Here is a 16,396-nt window from a genome sequence, read left to right as displayed (position 1 = left end):
CTCCTTTGGAGATGTTGGGGAGGGAAAAAAGGGCGGCAGAGATCAGCGCGAGACGGCCCCTTCCAGCAGCCGGTCAAGCTCGGCCCCGTCCAGATCACGTCCGATGAATACAATCTCGCTGAATGCCTCGGCGGGGTCATGCCATTCTCCGGCGGTTTCTAGCGCCAGTTGCCGCCCGGTGTGGTTCCACAGGGTGGCCACGCCGTCGCCCAGGTTGACCCAGCCCTTGCTGCGAATCACGTTCCGGGGCAGACCTCCCACCAGCACCTTTTGCAGGGCCGCCGAATCGAAGGGCTGGGCCGCGCGGTAGATGTGGGTGCCCAGGCCGTAGGTCTCGGATTCGGGGGTGTGTTCCTTTTCCAGTTCGGCCATCCAGGCGTCCATCTGACTGGCCTGATCAAAGTCGAACAGCCCCACGTCTAGCACCTCGGCCACGTCCACCTGACCCTGCCGGGCGTCCAGCAGGCGGGCGCGTGGATTGGTGATGCCCACCAGTTCGCGCAGTTGTTGTACGTCGTCCGGGGCAGCCAGATCGGTTTTGTTCAGCACCACGATGTCGGCGAATTCGAGTTGCTCGGCCAGCAGTTCCCCGAAGCCCCGCTCGAAGTCGTCGCCGGGAATGGTGTCCTGGCGGTTCCAGAGGTCAAAGAACTGGGCGCTGTCCACCACCGTCACCATCGCGTCCACATGCACCCGCCCCAGCAGATTAGGAATGGCCGCCTGACCGGGTTCGGGTTCGATCTCCAGTTCCTCGGGGGTCAGGCAGAAGCTCTGGGCGATGGGCAGCGGCTCACCGATTCCGGTGGACTCGATCAGGATGGCGTCCAGCGTGCGGGTGTCCAGCAGGTCTTCCACGGCCAGCAGCAGATCGCCGCGCAGCGTGCAGCAGATGCAGCCGTTGGACAGCTCAATCGTCTGCTCGTCGGTCTTGACCACCAGACTGGCGTCGATGTTGACTGCGCCGAATTCGTTGACGATCACAGCGATTTTCTTACCGCCGGACTGGCGGATCAGGTGGTTGAGCAGCGTGGTCTTGCCCGCGCCCAGAAAACCGCACAGCACGGTGATGGGCACAGATGGAGAGGCAGGGAAGGTCATCGATTGGTAATGATATACTATTATCAATAACATGACAAGCATCGATCTGCGGCCCCCCTGCCCCCTGACCGTCCAGTTCTGGCTGCTGGGTCTGGACGCCCGGCAGGGCCACCTGCTGTTGCGTGGTTTTCGGAAACGTCCAGCGTCCCAGGGCAGCAGCACCTATGTTCTGGACCACCTGAGCCTGCACAGTTCGGGCCTGTCTTTTCGGCAGGAATCAGACCTGTTGCAGTTCAACCGGCGCACCCGGAGCTACACCCTGAATGGACGGCCCATTCCCGCAGGGTTTGCACGCCAGCTTCTCCGGCCCACCTTGCAGGCCCATGAGGACTGGACTGCGCGTCGCTTTGGCCCCGGCTACCGTCAGGCACAGTTCAGCGCCCAGCGTCCGCCGCGCGTGGTGTTTCGCTCGCTGGAAAGCTGGCGGCAGTACATCCGCCCGGCGGCCTTTCTATCGCCCATGCTTTAAAAAGTAAACTGTGCGTGCTTAACCAACTTCTCTGGTGGGCAGTGGTACGCTTTTCTCATGACCAGCACCCTCCCGCAAACCCAGGATTATGACGTCGTCATCGTCGGCGGCGGCCCCGCCGGACTGACGGCGGCCATCTACACGGGCCGCGCCAGCCTGTCCACCCTGATTCTGGAAAAGGGGCTGCCTGGCGGCCAGATCGCCCAGACCGAGGAAGTCGAGAACTATCCCGGCTTCCCCGAACCCATCAGCGGCATGGAACTCGCCGGGCGCATGCAGCAGCAGGCCGAGAAGTTTGGCGGCAAGATCGAGATGGACGAAGTGGAGGCCATCGAGCAGACCGGCGATCACCATTACCCCTTCATGGTCAAGGGCTACAGCGGCAACTACCGCGCCAAGAGCGTGATTCTGGCGACGGGCGCGAACCCCAAACGCCTGAACGTGCCCGGCGAGGAAGAGTTCTGGGGCCGGGGCGTCAGCACCTGCGCCACCTGCGACGGCTTTTTCTACCGGGGCAAGAAAGTGGTGGTGATCGGTGGGGGAGACGCCGCCGTGGAAGAGGGCCTGTTCCTGACCAAGTTCGCCGATGAGGTCACCCTGATCCACCGCCGCGACAGCCTGCGCGCCAACAAGGTGGCCCAGGCCCGCGCCATTGCCAACCCCAAGATGAAGTTCATCTGGGACACCGCCGTCGAGGAAATTCAGGGTGACGGCGCAGTCAGTGGCGTGCGTCTCAAGAATCTCAAGACCGGCGAGACGAGCGATATGACCACCGACGGCGTATTCATCTTCATCGGCCATGTTCCCAATACCGAGTTCGTCAAGGACACCGTCAAACTGCGTGAGGACGGCTACGTGGACGTGACGGACGAGATCTACACCAGCGTGCCCCTGCTGTTCGCGGCGGGCGATGTCAGCGACTACATCTATCGCCAGTTGGGCACCAGCGTCGGCGCGGGCACCCGCGCGGCCATGAGCGCCGAACGTGCGCTGGCGGCGCTGGAAGTGGCCGGGGCGGAAACGGCAGCCGACTGAACTTCATGGCTCGGGCGGGTGGGAGGCGGCTGATCGGGCTTGCCTCCCGCTCTTTTCTTGCGGTTCCAGGGGCTGCTTTCCACTATTCTGCTTTCCATGAAACCCCTGCGCCTGTCTGACCGTATAGGCCGCAAGGCGCTGGGTTACGCGGCCAAGGTGCGGCGGCTGGCGCGCAGCGTGCGGGCCGTGGATGCCCACCCGGACGACGCCTGGGCGCTGACCCACCTGACGCCCGGCGAGGCGCGGGTCTACGCGGGCATGGACCCCCGTGACCGCGAACACGCCTGCCGCGTGACCCTGCACCTGCTGCGTGAGCATCCGGGCGCGGCCCCGGAACTGGTGGCCGCCGCCCTGCTGCACGACTGCGGCAAGAGCATCCGCCCGTACCGCGTGACCGAGCGCGTGGTGGTGGGGCTGGTGCCCACCCGGCTGGCGCGCTGGCTGCCGCCTGTGGGGGCGCTGGGCATCCGCGCGCAGCACCCGGAACTGGGAGCCACACTGCTGACCCACGCCGGGGCCAGGATAAGGGTGGCCCGGCTGGTGGCCCTGCACCACCAACCCGGCAGCGAACCGGACGCGGCCCTGCTGCACCACTACGACGATCAGGAATAAATTCTGGGAAGAGCTTTAGCGGATCAGCGGTTTTGCAACGACGTTCTGGCTCCGGGCGTCGCGCAGCCAGTAGGTCTTGCCGCTGGCGTCTCTAAGCTGGGCGATCACGCGCACGTCCTCGCCTGCCGTGAAGCCGTTTGCGCTGCCGCTGCCCCAGGCGCACACCTGCGTGGAGCAGTTGCTGGCCCTCGAGAAATCGCTGAGCCGGGGCGATTGCCACAGCCCCGCTCCGGTGAAGACGTAAATCCCTATGACTTTCAGGGGATCGGTTGCGGCTGGGCCACCCGCCAGGGCACTGGCTTCCACATTGACGCGCACGCTGAAGCGGTCTGCTTCCTGGACCAGTTGCGGGGCCGCCGTGAGACCCAGCAGTCGCCCGCCCAGATTCAGGGTGGTGGGGGCGCTCAACAGGTCCCCGGCCAGTGGTGTCGGCGCGTTCCCCAGCGAACCGCAGCCCGCCAGTCCCAGACCGCACAGCATCATTCCGATTCGCGCCAGTCCGGGTGGTCTCATGCCCCCATCTTAAGGGAAGCCCGCTGATCTGGCGCTTACAAAAGCCCCCGGCACAGAAGCTCACTGTGCAGAAGCCTGCTCGCACCAGATCCCAGTCGGCTCAGGCCAGCAGACTTTTTGCGATGATGATCTTCTGAATCTCGCTGGTGCCCTCGTAGATTCGCAGCAGGCGCTGATCGCGGTAGTAGCGCTCCACCGGGCTGTCTTTCATGTAGCCCATGCCCCCGGCCACCTGCACGGCCTTGTCGGCCACCTGAGACAGCGCCTCGGTGGCGTGGTACTTGGCAATGCTCGCCATGCGGCGCACGTCCTGGCCCTCGTCCACCATCCAGGCCACCTTCTGCCACAGCACACGGCTGGTCTGCACGGCAATTTCCATCTCGGCCAGCATGAACTGCACCGCCTGGAATTCGCCGATGGGCTGCCCGAATTGCTCGCGGGTCTTGGCGTGGGCCACCGAGAGGTCCAGCAGCCGCTGCATGGCCCCGGTGCTGCGCGCGGCAATCCCCACCCGTCCGGCGGTCAGAATGCCCAGCGCCTCGCGGTAGCCCATATGCTCCGGCCCCAGCAGGTTCGCGGCGGGAATCTCGGCGTCCTCGAAGATCACCTCGGCGGAGAGCGCTCCCTTCTGGCCCATCTTCTCGTCGATCTTGCCCACCCGCATGCCAGGGGTGGTCTGCGGCTCTACCAGAAAGGCGCTCATGCCTTTGCTGCCCAGGCTAGGATCGGTGATGGCGATCACGGTCAGCAGCCCGGCAATCGGCGCGTTGGAAATATAGTGTTTGGTGCCGTTCAGCACATACACGTCATCTTTTTTAACTGCGCGGGTGCGGATGTTCGCCGCGTCCGAGCCGCTGCTGGGTTCGGTGATGGCAAAACCCGCTATGCACTCGCCCGACGCCATGCGCGGCAGGAAACGCTGTTTTTGTTCCTCGTTGCCCAGCTTGACCAGCCCCGATGTGCCAATTGAGGCGTGGGCGCTGATCACGCCGCCGAAGCCCATGTGCCCCTGCCCCAGCGCCTCGTACACGGCGCAGCGGCCCAGCATGCCCAGGCCCACGCCGCCGTATTCCTCGGGAATGCTCAGGCCGAACAGGCCCAGTCCGGCGGCCTCCCTGAACAACTCGGGCGGCACGCTGTTGGTGTCCTCGATCTCGTGGGCGCGGGGTTCCACACGGTTGAGCATGAAATCACGAATAGTCGCCTGCACCTCGCGCAGGTCATCGGGCAGATTGAAATCCATTTGGGCCTAGCCTAGAGCATCTGGCCCACGCTGTCTGGACGGTGCAACCCACTGTCCCCAGTTTATCGACAGCCAATGCACCAAAAAAATCTGCGAAAGCGTTTAACGGCTTCCGCAGATCTGATCAGGAGGGACCCTGTGAACTCGATGCTGGTCGAGGCGGCGAGATTTGAACTCACGACCCCTACCACCCCAAGGTAGTGCGCTACCAGGCTGCGCTACGCCTCGATTCCCAGCCTCAGAACTATAAGTGTTGGGAGGGCATCGGTCAAGGGTGCAAATCCGAGCGCCAGCCGATACCCACCCGCAAGCAGACGGAATCTAGGACGGGATGACCGGAGTGGAGTCGGGTGGATGCCCGGACGCTCGGCCCAGGCGCTCGGCTGTTCTGGCCACGTTCTGGGGGTGGCCCAGCCAGAAGCCCTGGCTGTAAGCGCATCCCAGATCGGTGACTGCCGCCCACTGCGCGCGGGTTTCGATGCCCTCGGCCACCACGCTCAGGCCCAGTGCCCCGGCCAGGGCGGTGATGGCCCCCACGGCGCGGCGGGCCTGTTCCTGGCCGTCCAGCGGACCGTCCAGCGCGCCGATCAGGCTGCGGTCCAGCTTGAGAACCCCGACAGGCAGCTTCAGCAGCGGCGACAGGGCCGAAGTCTGCACGCCGAAGCCGCACAGGGACCACCGGACCCCCTGGCGCTGAAGAGCGTCCATCATCCCGGCAGCGTGGGCCTCGCAGCCGCTGAGCAGGGTCCCGGTCACCTCGAGTTCCAGGGCCGCGCCCGTCAGGCCATGCCGCGCGAGGGCCGCCTCCACCGTCTGGGCAAAAGTCGCGCTCCTGAACTGGGCGGGGAAGATGTTCACGGCCATCCGCAACCCACCGTGCCCCGCCGCGTGCCAGCGTGCCAGTTGGGCGCAGGCCTCGTCCAGCACCCAGTTGCCCAGTTCACCGTCACCCAGTTTTCCGTCCAGCCCGCGCTCGTGGATCACCGGCAGAAACTGGCCGGGGGACAGCAGGCCCAGTTCGGGGCTGTCCCAGCGCAGCAGTGCCTCCAGCGCCACGACCTGCCGCGCCACATCGTAGATGGGCTGGTAGTACAGCCTGAACTCGCCGCGTTCCAGCGCGCCGGGCAGCCGGTCTTCCAGTTCAGTGCGCGGACGCAGGGCCTGGGTGGACTGGGGCAAAAAGATGCGCGCCGCGCCCTTGCCCGCGCGCTTGGCCTCGTACATGGCGACGTCGGCGTGCATGTACAGGCTCTCGGCGTCCCGGCCACTGTCCGGGTAGACGCTGACCCCCACCGAGGCGCTGATCCTCACCGGGCGGTCTCCCAGGTCAAAGGGCGAGGCGAACAGATCCAGCACCTGCCCGGCGCGGGCCTGCGGCGGCCCAGAGGTCAGCACCATGAATTCGTCGCCGCCCAGCCGGGCCGTGAATTCGCCGGGCCGCAGCGCGCCGCGCAGCCGGGCCGCCACCTTGATCAGGAGCTGGTCTCCCACCGTATGCCCCAGCGTGTCGTTGACCCCCTTGAAGCCGTCCAGATCCAGAAACAGGACGGCTAGCGCAGGGGCTTCCTGCCCCATCTGTTGTTGCTGCTTTACCGCCTCGCCCAGCGCGCTCAGGAATCCGGCGCGGTTGGGCAGACCCGTCAGCGAATCGTGCCCGGCCTGCCAGGCCAGCTCACGGGCACGGGCCTCCAGTTGGGCGCGGCCCCGCTCGACCTCGGCGGTGCGGGCCACCACCCGCTGTTCCAGGCTGGCGTTCAGGGCGGCCAGTTGCGCGGTCAGGGCCGCGTTGTCCCGCAGGGCCGCGATCTGGCGGGCGGCCACCAGCAACGTCACGCCCGCCGTGCCCCACATTGCGCCGTGGGCGGCCAGCGTGACCTCGCCGTGGGTGGTCAGTGTCAGGGCGAAACAGGCCGCCAGACCCAGATAAGGGGTCAGCGCGGACAGGGGCCGGGTGATCTGGGCGGTGACGTGCGCCACTGCCGTCAGCGAAGGCCCCAGCGGCGCGGCGTGGCGAGAATGCCAGGCCGCCACGGCAAAAAGCAGCGCGCCGCAGGTCCACAGCAGTTCCTCGGGGATTCCCGACGTGAAACCGCCGTTGGCATCGATGAACAGATACAGCGTATCCCCGATCAAAAAAGTGGTGATGCCCAGCGCCAGCAGGCTTTCTTTCAATTCGATATGGTCGTGGCGTCTGAGGAGGGTCATCAGCAGCCCCAGCGCACACAGCCCGAGGACCGGATAGGCCAGATTGACCAGGGTGCCGATCACTGTCACCTGCGCCGCGCCCAGCAGCGAGGCCAGCGCGCCGTACCACAGCAGCACAGCCAGCGAACCCACCACGATCCCGACATCCAGGGTCAGCCGCCACGCCTCGGCCCGCCGCAGTGGCTGGCGCGGCAGGGCCAGACAGGCCCGGATGAACAGCACGTAGAACCCCAGATAAAGCGCGTCCAGCACCGATGGTGAAGGGACCGCCCCGTTGCGCCATTCCAGTAGGGCGTACAGGGTATCGCTCACGGCGTAGAGGCCCAGCGCCAGCGTCATCCAGCGCCACGTCGGGGCCGTGTCCGGGGTGCTGCGCGCCGCGTACCAGCAGGTCAGGGCCGAGGCATACAGCACGCCCAGCGAGAAGGTCTGCACCAGCCAGTCCGCGTCTGCTCCGCGTGGATGCAGCGCCACCCAGCCCAGGTGACCCAGCGCGAGGGCGACCGTCGCCAGCAGGGCCACGTTCAGTCCCCGCCGATCTGCCGGTTTCATCTGTCCTCCACCTGCCGCTTTACAGTCCGCCGGCCCGGACACCCTCCGGCGGTGGGGGCAGTCTCGACCAGAAGAGATGGGGCCTGAACATAGGCCCTCAGTCTAGGCCATGCGGTGTCACCACTTTCTTGCCTGGAGCCTGCTGGGAGCGAGAATGTTCATCTTCTCATCGTCAGGCCATTTGTGTGGACGGCCTGAATCGTGGCGTGGCAGATGGGGCGAGCTGCACTCCTATTGTCTTTCGGCCTGCCGTCTATCATGGTCCAGATGGACGTCATCCAACCCTACCTTCCTCTGATCTTCAACGTGCTGCGCGGGCTGGCGGTGGTGGGTCTGGTCCACGCCATCGTGACCCGGCAGCAGATTTTCTGGATGTTCCTGCTGGGCTTCGGGGCGCTGCTGGGCAGCATCTTCGGCATGCTGGGGGCACTGGCTTACACCTTTCTGGTCCTGATCCCGGCCCTGCGCGGCAGCGGGCGCGTGGCCGGGCAGGCGGTCTCGCGCGGCGTGGAGGCCCTCAAGCCGCTGGATACCCGCATCCGCGAGTCCCAGGCGCAGTTGGACGAGAGCGACACGCTGGCCAACCGCGCTGGGCTGGCCGCTCTGCTGGCCCGCGCCGGGCGACGGGACGAGGCCCAGGCCACCCTCGACCCGCTGCTCCGGGGGATCTACGCCGACGATCCGGTGGTTCTGCTGACCAGCGCCGAACTGGATCTGGCGCGCGGCAATCCTGCCGGGGCCGAGGGCCGCCTGAACGCCGTGGACCTCAAGACCAGCGCCGCCACCCGCACCCGCGCCCTGACCCTGTTGGCCCAGGCCCAGGAAACGCAGGGCAAGCCCCAGGCCGACGCCACCTATCAGGACGCTTTAACCGCCGCCATCACTGAGGAACCCCGCGCCCGTTACGCCGCCTATCTGGTGAAACAGGGCCGCGCTGCCGAGGCGCAGACGGTGCTGGACGCCATCGCCAAGACCGAGAGCCGCGCCACCGCCCTCTACCGCCGCCAGGAACGCGAGTGGTTCGATCTGGCGTCCGGGCTAAGGCGAGAGTTGAAGTGAAGGTGAGGCGGCTGTTGCTGACCCTGATGCTGGCTCTGGCCTGCACGCTGCTCAGTCTGTTTGCCAACCGTGTTGTCTACCGCCTGACGGAGCCGTGTCCGCCGGGAGCCACCTGCGCCGCGCCTGTGCGTGAAGCAGGCTGGCCGCTGGCCTTCTCTCTTCAGGCCGTGGTAGGCCAGGAAGAGGCTACGGCCAGGGTTGATCCAGTGCAGCTCGGCTGGCAGACCGCTCCATTTGCAGTCAATGTGCTGCTCTATGGCTTGTTGCTGTTGCTGGTGGGCCGCATGCTGCCTTCACCGAAGTGGACAGAGGCCAGATCATCTTGACATCGCTAAGCCATCGATATTACCCGGATGGTATTGACTTGATCAATTCTACCCGGATAGTATTTTGATATGACTGACCCGCCGACACTGACCATTTTCCAGGGCCACGAACGCCTGCTCACCGCACCACTTCAGGATGTGCTGACCTTCCTCAAGTCCAGTGAACAGGCCACCTCTCAACCCCTGCTGACCTTCAATGATCAGACAGGGCGGCAAACAGACTTTGACCTACGCGGCAGTCTGGAAGACGTGCTGGAGGGCTACGCCCCCGCGCCTGCTAAAGCTGGACCGGGCCGCCCTAGACTGGGCGTGGTGGCCCGCGAGGTCACGCTGTTGCCCCGGCATTGGGAGTGGCTGGAGGGCCAGCGCGGCGGCGCCTCGGCGGCGCTACGGCGGCTGATCGACGAGGCACGCAAGGCGGACCCGGACGGTGAACGCCGCCGTCAGGCCCAGACGGCCACAGACCGCTTTCTGGGCGTGATCGGTGGTGATCTGCCCGGCTACGAGGACGCCACCCGCGCTCTGTATGCGGGCGACGGCGCGGCGTTCGCGGTCCAGTTGCAGAACTGGCCGGAAGACATCCGCACTCACGCGCTGTATCTGGCCTCTCCCGCCTTCGTGGAAAAAGCATGACCGCGCCGCGCCAGTACAAAGACTTCACACCGCGTATGGGTATCTACCGCGTAACGCACACGCCCAGCGGACGCACCCTGCTCGGCCAGAGTCTCCATCTGGACGGGATGCTCAACCGCATTCGCTTTCAGCTTCAGAACGGCCTGCACCCGAACAGGGTCATGCAGGCCGACTGGCAGACAGACGGCCCCGAGGCTTTCGTGTTTGAAGTGCTTGACGAGATCGAGCCAAAAAACCCCGGCGACGAACCGGTGGACGATCTCAAGGAGTTGCTGACGCTATGGCAGGAGAAACTGGATCTTCCCCCCACACAGCGGTACTAGCGCCAGCGTTGACGGCGGCGCAATTGACCGTGCTGTCCGAACAGCTTTCGCCAGAGCTTCGCGCGGCAGTGGCCGGTCATCCCAACACGCCCGCCGCCGTGCTGGGCCGTCTGGCCGCTGACTATCCTGCCCAGGTGCTGGGCAACCCGGCCCTGAGTCTGCTGCGGCTGGCCCACCCCGGTCTGCTGGAGGGCTGGCCCACCGACACCGTGCTGAATCTGGTGGCCCGGCCCCAGGCTCCCGACTGGCTCCGGCGTTACGCGCTGGCCCATGCCGATTCCCGCTTTCAGGTGGCCGTGGCCGGACATCCCGCGCTGACGCTGGACGAGGTTCGCCAGCTTGCCCGGCATACCGTCTGGAAGGTGCGGGCGCGAGTGGCAGCCCGGCCTGATCTGTCGCTGGAATTGCTGACCCTGTTGCTCGGTGATCCCGATTATGGCGTGCGGCTGGTGCTGGCAGCCCGCGCTAATCTTCCGCCCGACGCCGCCGAACGGCTGGGTCAGGACGCTTCTCTGCTGGTGCGGCAGGCGATGCGGCAGCGACTCCTGCCATAAGGATCGCTTGATCTGGAAACGTTATGTGCCTTTTCCCCTCTCCACTTGTGGGAGCGTCGGAAAGGTGAGGGGGCCACCGCGCAGGCTCTGACTTCAAACCAAGACCACAAAAAACCCCCCGGCCACAAAGGGCCAGGGGGCTGCACGCCCGGTAACGGGGTTAAGCCTGTTGGGGCTTACTTCAGCTCGACGGTTGCGCCGACGGCTTCCAACTGGGCCTTGAACTTGTCGGCCTCGTCCTTGGAGATGCCTTCCTTGAGTGCGCCGCCCTTCTCGCTCATGTCCTTGGCTTCCTTCAGACCCAGGCCGGTGATGGCGCGGATTTCCTTAATGACGTTGATCTTGCTGGCCCCGGCGCTCACCAGAACCACGTCAAATTCGGTCTTCTCTTCGGCTGCGGGGGCCGCAGCAGCAGCGCCGCCGCCCATCGAGACAGCAGCCGTAACGCCCCACTGCTCTTTGAGGCCGTCGATCAGGTCCGCGAGTTCCATGATGGTCAGAGTGCCGAGTTGATCGATCATTGCCTGCTTGTCATATGCCATGTTGGTGTTCCTCCAGAAGTGGAATTAAAACTTTAAGGATTGATGGTGGATTGAAGATGATCTGAGAAAAGATGCAGACGCTTAAGCGCCCGCGCCTTCATCGGTGCTTTCGCCAGCAGCAGCGCTCTCAGCAGCAGCACCTTCGGCCACAGCGTTGTCGCCAGCACCAGCACTGTTACCAGCGCCGCCCTCTTCGAGCTTGGTCTTGTACGCTTCGAGGATGCCCACGAAGTTGCTGAGGTGGGCGCTGAGGACGCCGACCAGTTCGGCCTGCAAGGTTTCCTTGCTGCCCAGGCTGGCAATGCGGTTGACGACACTGGCGTCCACCTTGTTGCCTTCCAGGAAGCCGCTCTTGACAGAGGGAATGCCCTTGTCGTTGCCCTTGGCGGCGTCGGCCAGAGCCTTGGCAACGCCAGCAGGGTCAGAGTGGGCCAGCACCAGGGCGCTGGGGCCTTTCAGGGTGGCCGAGAAGTCGCGGCCCCCTTCCTGAAGGGCGCGGTCGATCAGGGTGTTCTTGGCAACGATCAGTTGCCCGCCCTTCTCGCGGATGTCTCTTCGCAGTTTGCTCAGTTGCCCTGCGCTCAGACCCTGGTAATCGACGACGTAAAACGTCTCGATGTCATTCAGGCTCTGTTTGAGGGTGCTGAGGGTCTGCACGTTCTTGGGATTCGCCACGCAGTGAACCTCCTCGTGGTTGAACAAGTTTGCAGGTGCAAGTTCGCGCGGTTGCGCTTCGCAGCCTGGCAACTCGGCGGGATGTTTAAACCGGGCAAGGGTCCCCGCTGTCTTGGGTGCCGCACTAGAAACGGATTGGGGAGAGGCGCAAAATTGCACCGGGGTGCCGGAAGTTGGGAATGAGAGGGGGCCGAAACCCCCAGCTCAGAAGTATGGTCAGGGTTGGGTAATCAGGACTGGGCGCTGAGGCTCAGCGGAATGCTGGGTCCCATCGTGGTGGTCATGAAGACGGTGCGGATGAACACACCCTTGGCGCTGCTGGGCTTGGCCCCTTCCAGCGCGGAAACCAGCGCGGCGTAGTTGGCGCTCAGGTTGGCCGGGTCGAAGCTGGCCTTGCCGATGGGCGCGTGGATCACGCCGGTCTTGTCGTTGCGGAACTCGATACGCCCGGCCTTGAGGCTGGACACCATGCCGGTCACGTCGGGACCCACGGTGCCGCTCTTGGGGTTGGGCAGCAGGCCGCGCGGCCCCAGCAGACGGGCCAGTTTCTGACCCACGGAGGCCATCATGTCCGGCGTCGCCACCACGGCGTCGAAGTCCATGAAGCCGCCCGCGATGCGTTCGATCAGCTCGTCGCCCCCGGCCACATCTGCGCCAGCGGCCTCGGCAGCGGCGACGTTCTCGCCCTTGGTAATGACCACCACGCGAACGGTGCGGCCCGTGCCGTGAGGCAGCGAGACCGTGCCGCGCACGTTCTGGTCACTCTTGCGGGGATCGATGCCGAGGCGGAAGTGGACTTCCACCGTCTCGTCGAACTTCGCCGTGGCGATGTCCTTGACCATGGCGGCGGCTTCCTCGATGGTGTACTGCTTGTCGCGGTCCACCTTGCCTTCCAGTGCGCGGTAGCGCTTGCCGTGCTTAGGCATTGGGGCCTCCCTCGATGGTAACGCCCATGCTGCGCGCAGTTCCCGCGACGGTGTTGGCGGCGGCTTCCACGCTGCCCGCGTTGAGGTCGGGCATCTTGGTCTTGGCAATTTCCAGGACCTGGTCCCAGTTCAGCTTGCCGACCTTGGCCTTGTTGGGCGTGGGGCTGCCCTTGCTCAGACCTGCGGCCTTGCGGATCAGGTAGCTCATGGGCGGGGTCTTGGTAATGAAGGTGAAGCTGCGGTCCGCGAAGATGGTGATCTCCACAGGAATGATCGCGTCACCCTTGTCGGCGGTCAGGGCGTTGAACGCCTTGGTGAACTCCATGATGTTCGCGCCGTACTGACCCAGCGCGGGGCCGACAGGCGGGGCCGGGGTGGCCTTGCCTGCGGGCAGTTGCAATTTGACGATGCCGGTAATCTTCTTCATTTCGACTCCTTAGCTCCCCCGGTTGAACGCGTCCTGTCAGAACGTGATGGGGTGCTGGCGCTAAGTTCCGCCTCTGCTGCCTGTATGGGCAGAGTGACAGCAACTTTTTCATTTTACTCGCTCAGCCCGCTCCTGCCAAGTGCGGCAGGCCGGGTGTAGCAGATCAGGGGCAGCAGATCGGGGACTGGACTTACTTGGCAACCTGACTGAAATCAAGCTCCACAGGCGTCTCGCGGCCAAAGATGCTGACCAGCACCTTGACCTTGGCCTGCGGCACGTTGATCTCGCTGATCACGCCGCTGAAGTCCGCGAAGGGGCCTCCAGTGACGCGCACCATGTCGCCCGCCTTGAAATCGGCCTTGACGCGCGGCGCTTCGGTGACCTTGGGCTGCACGCCCACGCCCACCGAGGTCAACAGGCGCTGAACCTCTTCGTAAGACAGCGGAACAGGACGGGTGGCGGTGCCGACGAAACCGGTCACGCCGCTGGTGCCGCGCACCACTTCCCACGACTCGCCCAGTTCGCCGGGCGCATCGTCGTCTTCCACGTCCATCTGCACGAAAACGTAGCCGGGAAACAGCTTGCGCTCCACGGTTTCCTTCTTGCCGCCGTCGCGCAGTTCCACCGCTTTCTCGCTGGGTTGCAGCACCTGGAAGATCTTGGTGCCGCGCATGCCCAGCTTGCCGGCGCGGTCCATCAGGTGCTGTTCCACGCGGTCTTCCTGACCCACGTAGGTGTGGACGGCGTACCATTCGATGCTCATGGCAACACCAGTCGGATCAGGTTGCTGAACACCAGGTCCAGCACCCACACGATGATGGACAGGGCCACGACGAAGATCAGCACGGCCTGCGTGCCTTCAAACACCTGCTGGCGCGTCGGCCACGACACACGGGCCAGTTCGGCGCGCGAGTCCTGGAAGTACTGAATCAGATTCATGCATTCACCTGCGGAAGAGGAAGGGGACTGAAACGGCGTCTCCAGACCAGCACAGGCCGCCTGGAGAAGACCGGAATCAGACCTTCTTCTCCTTGAAGACCACATGCTTTTTTGCCATGGGGTCATACTTGCGCAGTTCCAGCTTGGCCTGCGTGTTGCGGCGGTTCTTGGTGGTGGTGTAGTAAAAGCCCGTGCCGGCGGTGCTTTCCATCTTCACGATAATGCGGGGTCCGTCTTTCGCCATGTTGGTCGCTCCTTTCGCAGCCACCCCATAAAGGGGAGTTCTGCTCCCAGCGCCTGCCCACAATCATTCTGATGGCGGCAGGATCATTCGCTGGTAAAAGCCCGCCGGGGTGGCGGGCAACACCCACGAGTATAAACCGTGACGGGCGGACTGTCCACCGCCGTTTCTGGAGAATCAGGAAAGCTGGGCTTCAGTGGCCTCGGGCAGTCCCGTCGGAAAGCCGTCGATGCTCCGGGCGTTCTTGCGCTGCCGGTAGTCGCCGAGTTGCTCGTCGCTCAGCTTCCTGTGAACCTCGTTCAGATTCTCGCGCCCCTCGTGGAAGTCCATCAGGGGCACGGCCATTCCACACGAGGTCTGCACCAGATCGACGTCCAGCAGGTAAATCTGGCGCGCGGCAGGCAGCGCTGGAAACTGGGTATAGAGGTCTGCCCACTCGGCCTGATCCGGCTGGACCATGCGGGCTGTGCCGTACAGCCGCAAAATCAGCGGCGCACCGTCGAAGGCACAGAACATCAGTGTCATGCGCGGAAGCAGGAGCAGATGAGCGGCGGTCTCGTTGCCGCTGCCCGTCACGTTCAGCCACATCACCCGGTTCGGCCCCAGCACGCGCAGGCTGTCCATCCCCTTGGGCGACACGTTGACCCGGCCATCCGCCGCCGCCGTGCCGACGAAGAAAATCGGCTGCTTCTCGATGAAGGCCTGATGCTCTGGGCTGATGGCCGGAAACTGTTTTGCCATGCGGTCAGGCTAGCGCACCGCGTTGGCGCAACAAAAAAAGAGGAGGCCCGCAAGCCTCCCCCTTCTGGTTTGAACCTTTACTCGATAACTTTGGTGACGACGCCTGCGCCGACGGTGCGGCCACCTTCACGGATGGCGAAGCGCAGTCCTTCTTCCATGGCGATCGGCTTGATCAGTTCCACGATGAAGGTGATGTTGTCGCCGGGCATGACCATTTCCACGCCCTCGGGCAGTTCCACCACACCGGTCACGTCCGTCGTACGGAAGTAGAACTGGGGACGGTAGCCGCCGAAGAATGCGCTGTGGCGTCCACCTTCATCCTTGGACAGCACGTAGGTGCTGGCTTCAAACTTGGTGTGGGGCTTGATGCTGCCGGGCTTGCTCAGCACCTGACCGCGCTCCACGTCGTCGCGGGCGACGCCGCGCAGCAACACGCCCACGTTGTCCCCGGCCATCCCGGAATCCAGCAGCTTGCGGTGCATTTCCACACCGGTCACGGTGGTCTTCTTGGTGTCGCGCAGACCCACGATCTCGACTTCGTCCTGAATCTTGACGATGCCGCGCTCGATGCGTCCAGTGGCAACGGTGCCGCGTCCGGTGATGGTGAAGACGTCTTCGACGGGCATCAGGAACGCCTTGTCGGTGTCACGCTCGGGGGTGGGGATGTAGCTGTCCACGGCGTCCAGAAGTTCCCAGATGCCGTCGACCCACTTGTCTTCACCACGGGGGGTCTTGGGGTTTTTCTGCAGGACTTCCAGCGCCTGGAGGGCGCTGCCCTTGACCACGGGGAGATCGTCGCCGGGGAACTCGTACTTGCTCAGGAGTTCACGGACTTCCATTTCCACGAGTTCGAGGAGTTCCTCGTCGTCAACCATGTCGACCTTGTTCATGAAGACGACCATGTAGGGAATGCCCACCTGACGGCCCAGCAGGATATGTTCGCGGGTCTGGGGCATGGGGCCGTCAGCGGAGCTGACGACCAGGATTGCGCCGTCCATCTGCGCGGCTCCGGTGATCATGTTCTTGATGTAATCGGCGTGACCGGGGCAATCGACGTGCGAGTAGTGCCGGGTGGCGGTCTGGTACTCGACGTGGGAGGTGTTGATGGTGATGCCACGGGCCTTTTCTTCGGGGGCCTTGTCGATCTGGCTGTAGTCCATCGTTTCGATGGTGGGGTCCATCGCGGCGGCCGTGAAGGTGATGGCAGCGGTCAGGGTGGTCTTGCCGTGATCGACGTGTCCGATGGTGCCGATGTTCACGTGCGGCTTGTTGCGCGAAAAAGT

21 protein-coding genes and 1 tRNA gene are annotated in these 16,396 nt (G+C 64.6%); 8 read left to right on the top strand and 14 right to left on the bottom strand.

Annotation, left to right across the window (positions count from 1 at the left end; translation table 11 throughout):
- Positions 1 to 42: 42 nt before the first annotated feature.
- Positions 43 to 1,098: a CobW family GTP-binding protein gene (locus BOO71_RS14585; RefSeq protein ID WP_075833626.1), complete on the bottom strand. Its 1,056-nt coding sequence runs from the start codon at positions 1,096 to 1,098 to the stop codon at positions 43 to 45.
- 31 nt (positions 1,099 to 1,129) lie between these two features.
- On the opposite strand from BOO71_RS14585, the gene BOO71_RS14580 reads away from it, so the two are divergent.
- From BOO71_RS14580 to BOO71_RS14570, 3 genes are all read left to right on the top strand, one after another.
- The gene (locus tag BOO71_RS14580) at positions 1,130 to 1,567 is read left to right on the top strand and encodes a hypothetical protein (protein ID WP_075833624.1); all 438 of its coding nucleotides are present in this window, start codon (positions 1,130 to 1,132) and stop codon (positions 1,565 to 1,567) included.
- Between the two features lie 57 nt (positions 1,568 to 1,624).
- Positions 1,625 to 2,602 carry a thioredoxin-disulfide reductase gene (gene trxB / locus BOO71_RS14575; protein WP_075833623.1) on the top strand — a complete coding sequence of 326 codons (978 nt, stop codon included), beginning with the start codon at positions 1,625 to 1,627 and terminating at the stop codon, positions 2,600 to 2,602.
- Between the two features lie 96 nt (positions 2,603 to 2,698).
- Complete coding sequence (locus BOO71_RS14570; protein ID WP_075833621.1) at positions 2,699 to 3,214, top strand: HD domain-containing protein; 516 nt, start codon at positions 2,699 to 2,701, stop codon at positions 3,212 to 3,214.
- 15 nt (positions 3,215 to 3,229) lie between these two features.
- Here the strand turns inward: BOO71_RS14570 and BOO71_RS14565 are convergent, their stop codons facing one another.
- The 4 genes from BOO71_RS14565 to BOO71_RS14550 all read right to left on the bottom strand — a co-directional run bounded on the left by BOO71_RS14565 (position 3,230) and on the right by BOO71_RS14550 (position 7,727).
- Positions 3,230 to 3,727, bottom strand: a complete 498-nt coding sequence (locus BOO71_RS14565; RefSeq protein WP_139322958.1) for a hypothetical protein — start codon at positions 3,725 to 3,727, stop codon at positions 3,230 to 3,232.
- A gap of 100 nt (positions 3,728 to 3,827) precedes the next feature.
- Complete coding sequence (locus tag BOO71_RS14560; RefSeq protein ID WP_075833617.1) at positions 3,828 to 4,970, bottom strand: acyl-CoA dehydrogenase family protein; 1,143 nt, start codon at positions 4,968 to 4,970, stop codon at positions 3,828 to 3,830.
- 151 nt (positions 4,971 to 5,121) lie between these two features.
- Positions 5,122 to 5,198 (bottom strand) — tRNA-Pro (locus BOO71_RS14555).
- Between the two features lie 93 nt (positions 5,199 to 5,291).
- Positions 5,292 to 7,727, bottom strand: coding sequence for a putative bifunctional diguanylate cyclase/phosphodiesterase (locus BOO71_RS14550; RefSeq protein ID WP_075833616.1), 2,436 nt, complete (start codon positions 7,725 to 7,727; stop codon positions 5,292 to 5,294).
- A gap of 267 nt (positions 7,728 to 7,994) precedes the next feature.
- On the opposite strand from BOO71_RS14550, the gene BOO71_RS14545 reads away from it, so the two are divergent.
- The 5 genes from BOO71_RS14545 (at position 7,995) to BOO71_RS14525 (ending at position 10,622) form a co-directional block, all read left to right on the top strand.
- Positions 7,995 to 8,786 (top strand): hypothetical protein, encoded by a 792-nt coding sequence (locus BOO71_RS14545; RefSeq protein WP_075833676.1) that lies wholly within the window; start codon positions 7,995 to 7,997, stop codon positions 8,784 to 8,786.
- 2 nt (positions 8,787 to 8,788) lie between these two features.
- Positions 8,789 to 9,112 (top strand): hypothetical protein, encoded by a 324-nt coding sequence (locus BOO71_RS14540; protein WP_139322957.1) that lies wholly within the window; start codon positions 8,789 to 8,791, stop codon positions 9,110 to 9,112.
- 69 nt (positions 9,113 to 9,181) lie between these two features.
- Positions 9,182 to 9,745, top strand: coding sequence for a DUF2239 family protein (locus tag BOO71_RS14535; RefSeq protein ID WP_075833612.1), 564 nt, complete (start codon positions 9,182 to 9,184; stop codon positions 9,743 to 9,745).
- Positions 9,742 to 10,068, top strand: a complete 327-nt coding sequence (locus tag BOO71_RS14530; protein WP_075833610.1) for a GIY-YIG nuclease family protein — start codon at positions 9,742 to 9,744, stop codon at positions 10,066 to 10,068. The genes BOO71_RS14535 and BOO71_RS14530 overlap by 4 nt, the downstream gene beginning before the upstream one ends.
- A 29-nt stretch (positions 10,069 to 10,097) precedes the next feature.
- Complete coding sequence (locus tag BOO71_RS14525; RefSeq protein ID WP_254843175.1) at positions 10,098 to 10,622, top strand: hypothetical protein; 525 nt, start codon at positions 10,098 to 10,100, stop codon at positions 10,620 to 10,622.
- Positions 10,623 to 10,798: 176 nt separating this feature from the next.
- Here the strand turns inward: BOO71_RS14525 and rplL are convergent, their stop codons facing one another.
- The 9 genes from rplL to tuf all read right to left on the bottom strand — a co-directional run.
- Positions 10,799 to 11,164 carry a 50S ribosomal protein L7/L12 gene (rplL, locus tag BOO71_RS14520; RefSeq protein ID WP_075833606.1) on the bottom strand — a complete coding sequence of 122 codons (366 nt, stop codon included), beginning with the start codon at positions 11,162 to 11,164 and terminating at the stop codon, positions 10,799 to 10,801.
- Positions 11,165 to 11,245: 81 nt separating this feature from the next.
- A complete protein-coding gene (gene rplJ / locus BOO71_RS14515) occupies positions 11,246 to 11,839 on the bottom strand; it encodes a 50S ribosomal protein L10 (RefSeq protein WP_083653451.1) in 594 nt (197 codons plus the stop codon).
- 230 nt (positions 11,840 to 12,069) lie between these two features.
- Complete coding sequence (rplA, locus tag BOO71_RS14510; protein ID WP_075833602.1) at positions 12,070 to 12,765, bottom strand: 50S ribosomal protein L1; 696 nt, start codon at positions 12,763 to 12,765, stop codon at positions 12,070 to 12,072.
- Positions 12,758 to 13,192 carry a 50S ribosomal protein L11 gene (gene rplK / locus BOO71_RS14505; protein ID WP_029484315.1) on the bottom strand — a complete coding sequence of 145 codons (435 nt, stop codon included), beginning with the start codon at positions 13,190 to 13,192 and terminating at the stop codon, positions 12,758 to 12,760. Before rplK ends, rplA begins: the two co-directional genes overlap by 8 nt.
- Positions 13,193 to 13,382: 190 nt before the next feature.
- Positions 13,383 to 13,955, bottom strand: coding sequence for a transcription termination/antitermination protein NusG (gene nusG / locus BOO71_RS14500; RefSeq protein WP_075833601.1), 573 nt, complete (start codon positions 13,953 to 13,955; stop codon positions 13,383 to 13,385).
- Entirely contained in the window at positions 13,952 to 14,131 is a 180-nt protein-coding gene (gene secE / locus BOO71_RS14495) for a preprotein translocase subunit SecE (protein ID WP_075833599.1), read from the bottom strand. Before secE ends, nusG begins: the two co-directional genes overlap by 4 nt.
- A gap of 76 nt (positions 14,132 to 14,207) precedes the next feature.
- Positions 14,208 to 14,375 carry a 50S ribosomal protein L33 gene (rpmG, locus tag BOO71_RS14490; protein WP_029479293.1) on the bottom strand — a complete coding sequence of 56 codons (168 nt, stop codon included), beginning with the start codon at positions 14,373 to 14,375 and terminating at the stop codon, positions 14,208 to 14,210.
- Positions 14,376 to 14,549: 174 nt separating this feature from the next.
- Entirely contained in the window at positions 14,550 to 15,113 is a 564-nt protein-coding gene (locus tag BOO71_RS14485) for a pyridoxamine 5'-phosphate oxidase family protein (protein WP_075833597.1), read from the bottom strand.
- Between the two features lie 77 nt (positions 15,114 to 15,190).
- Positions 15,191 to 16,396 (bottom strand): elongation factor Tu (tuf, locus tag BOO71_RS14480; protein WP_075833596.1); only part of this gene is annotated, 1,206 nt, incomplete at its 5' end.

It is taken from the genome of Deinococcus marmoris, from assembly GCF_001949125.1.
Classification (GTDB): domain Bacteria; phylum Deinococcota; class Deinococci; order Deinococcales; family Deinococcaceae; genus Deinococcus; species Deinococcus marmoris_A.
Note: the sequence above shows the minus strand (reverse complement) of the source record. Positions and strands in the feature narration are given on the sequence as shown.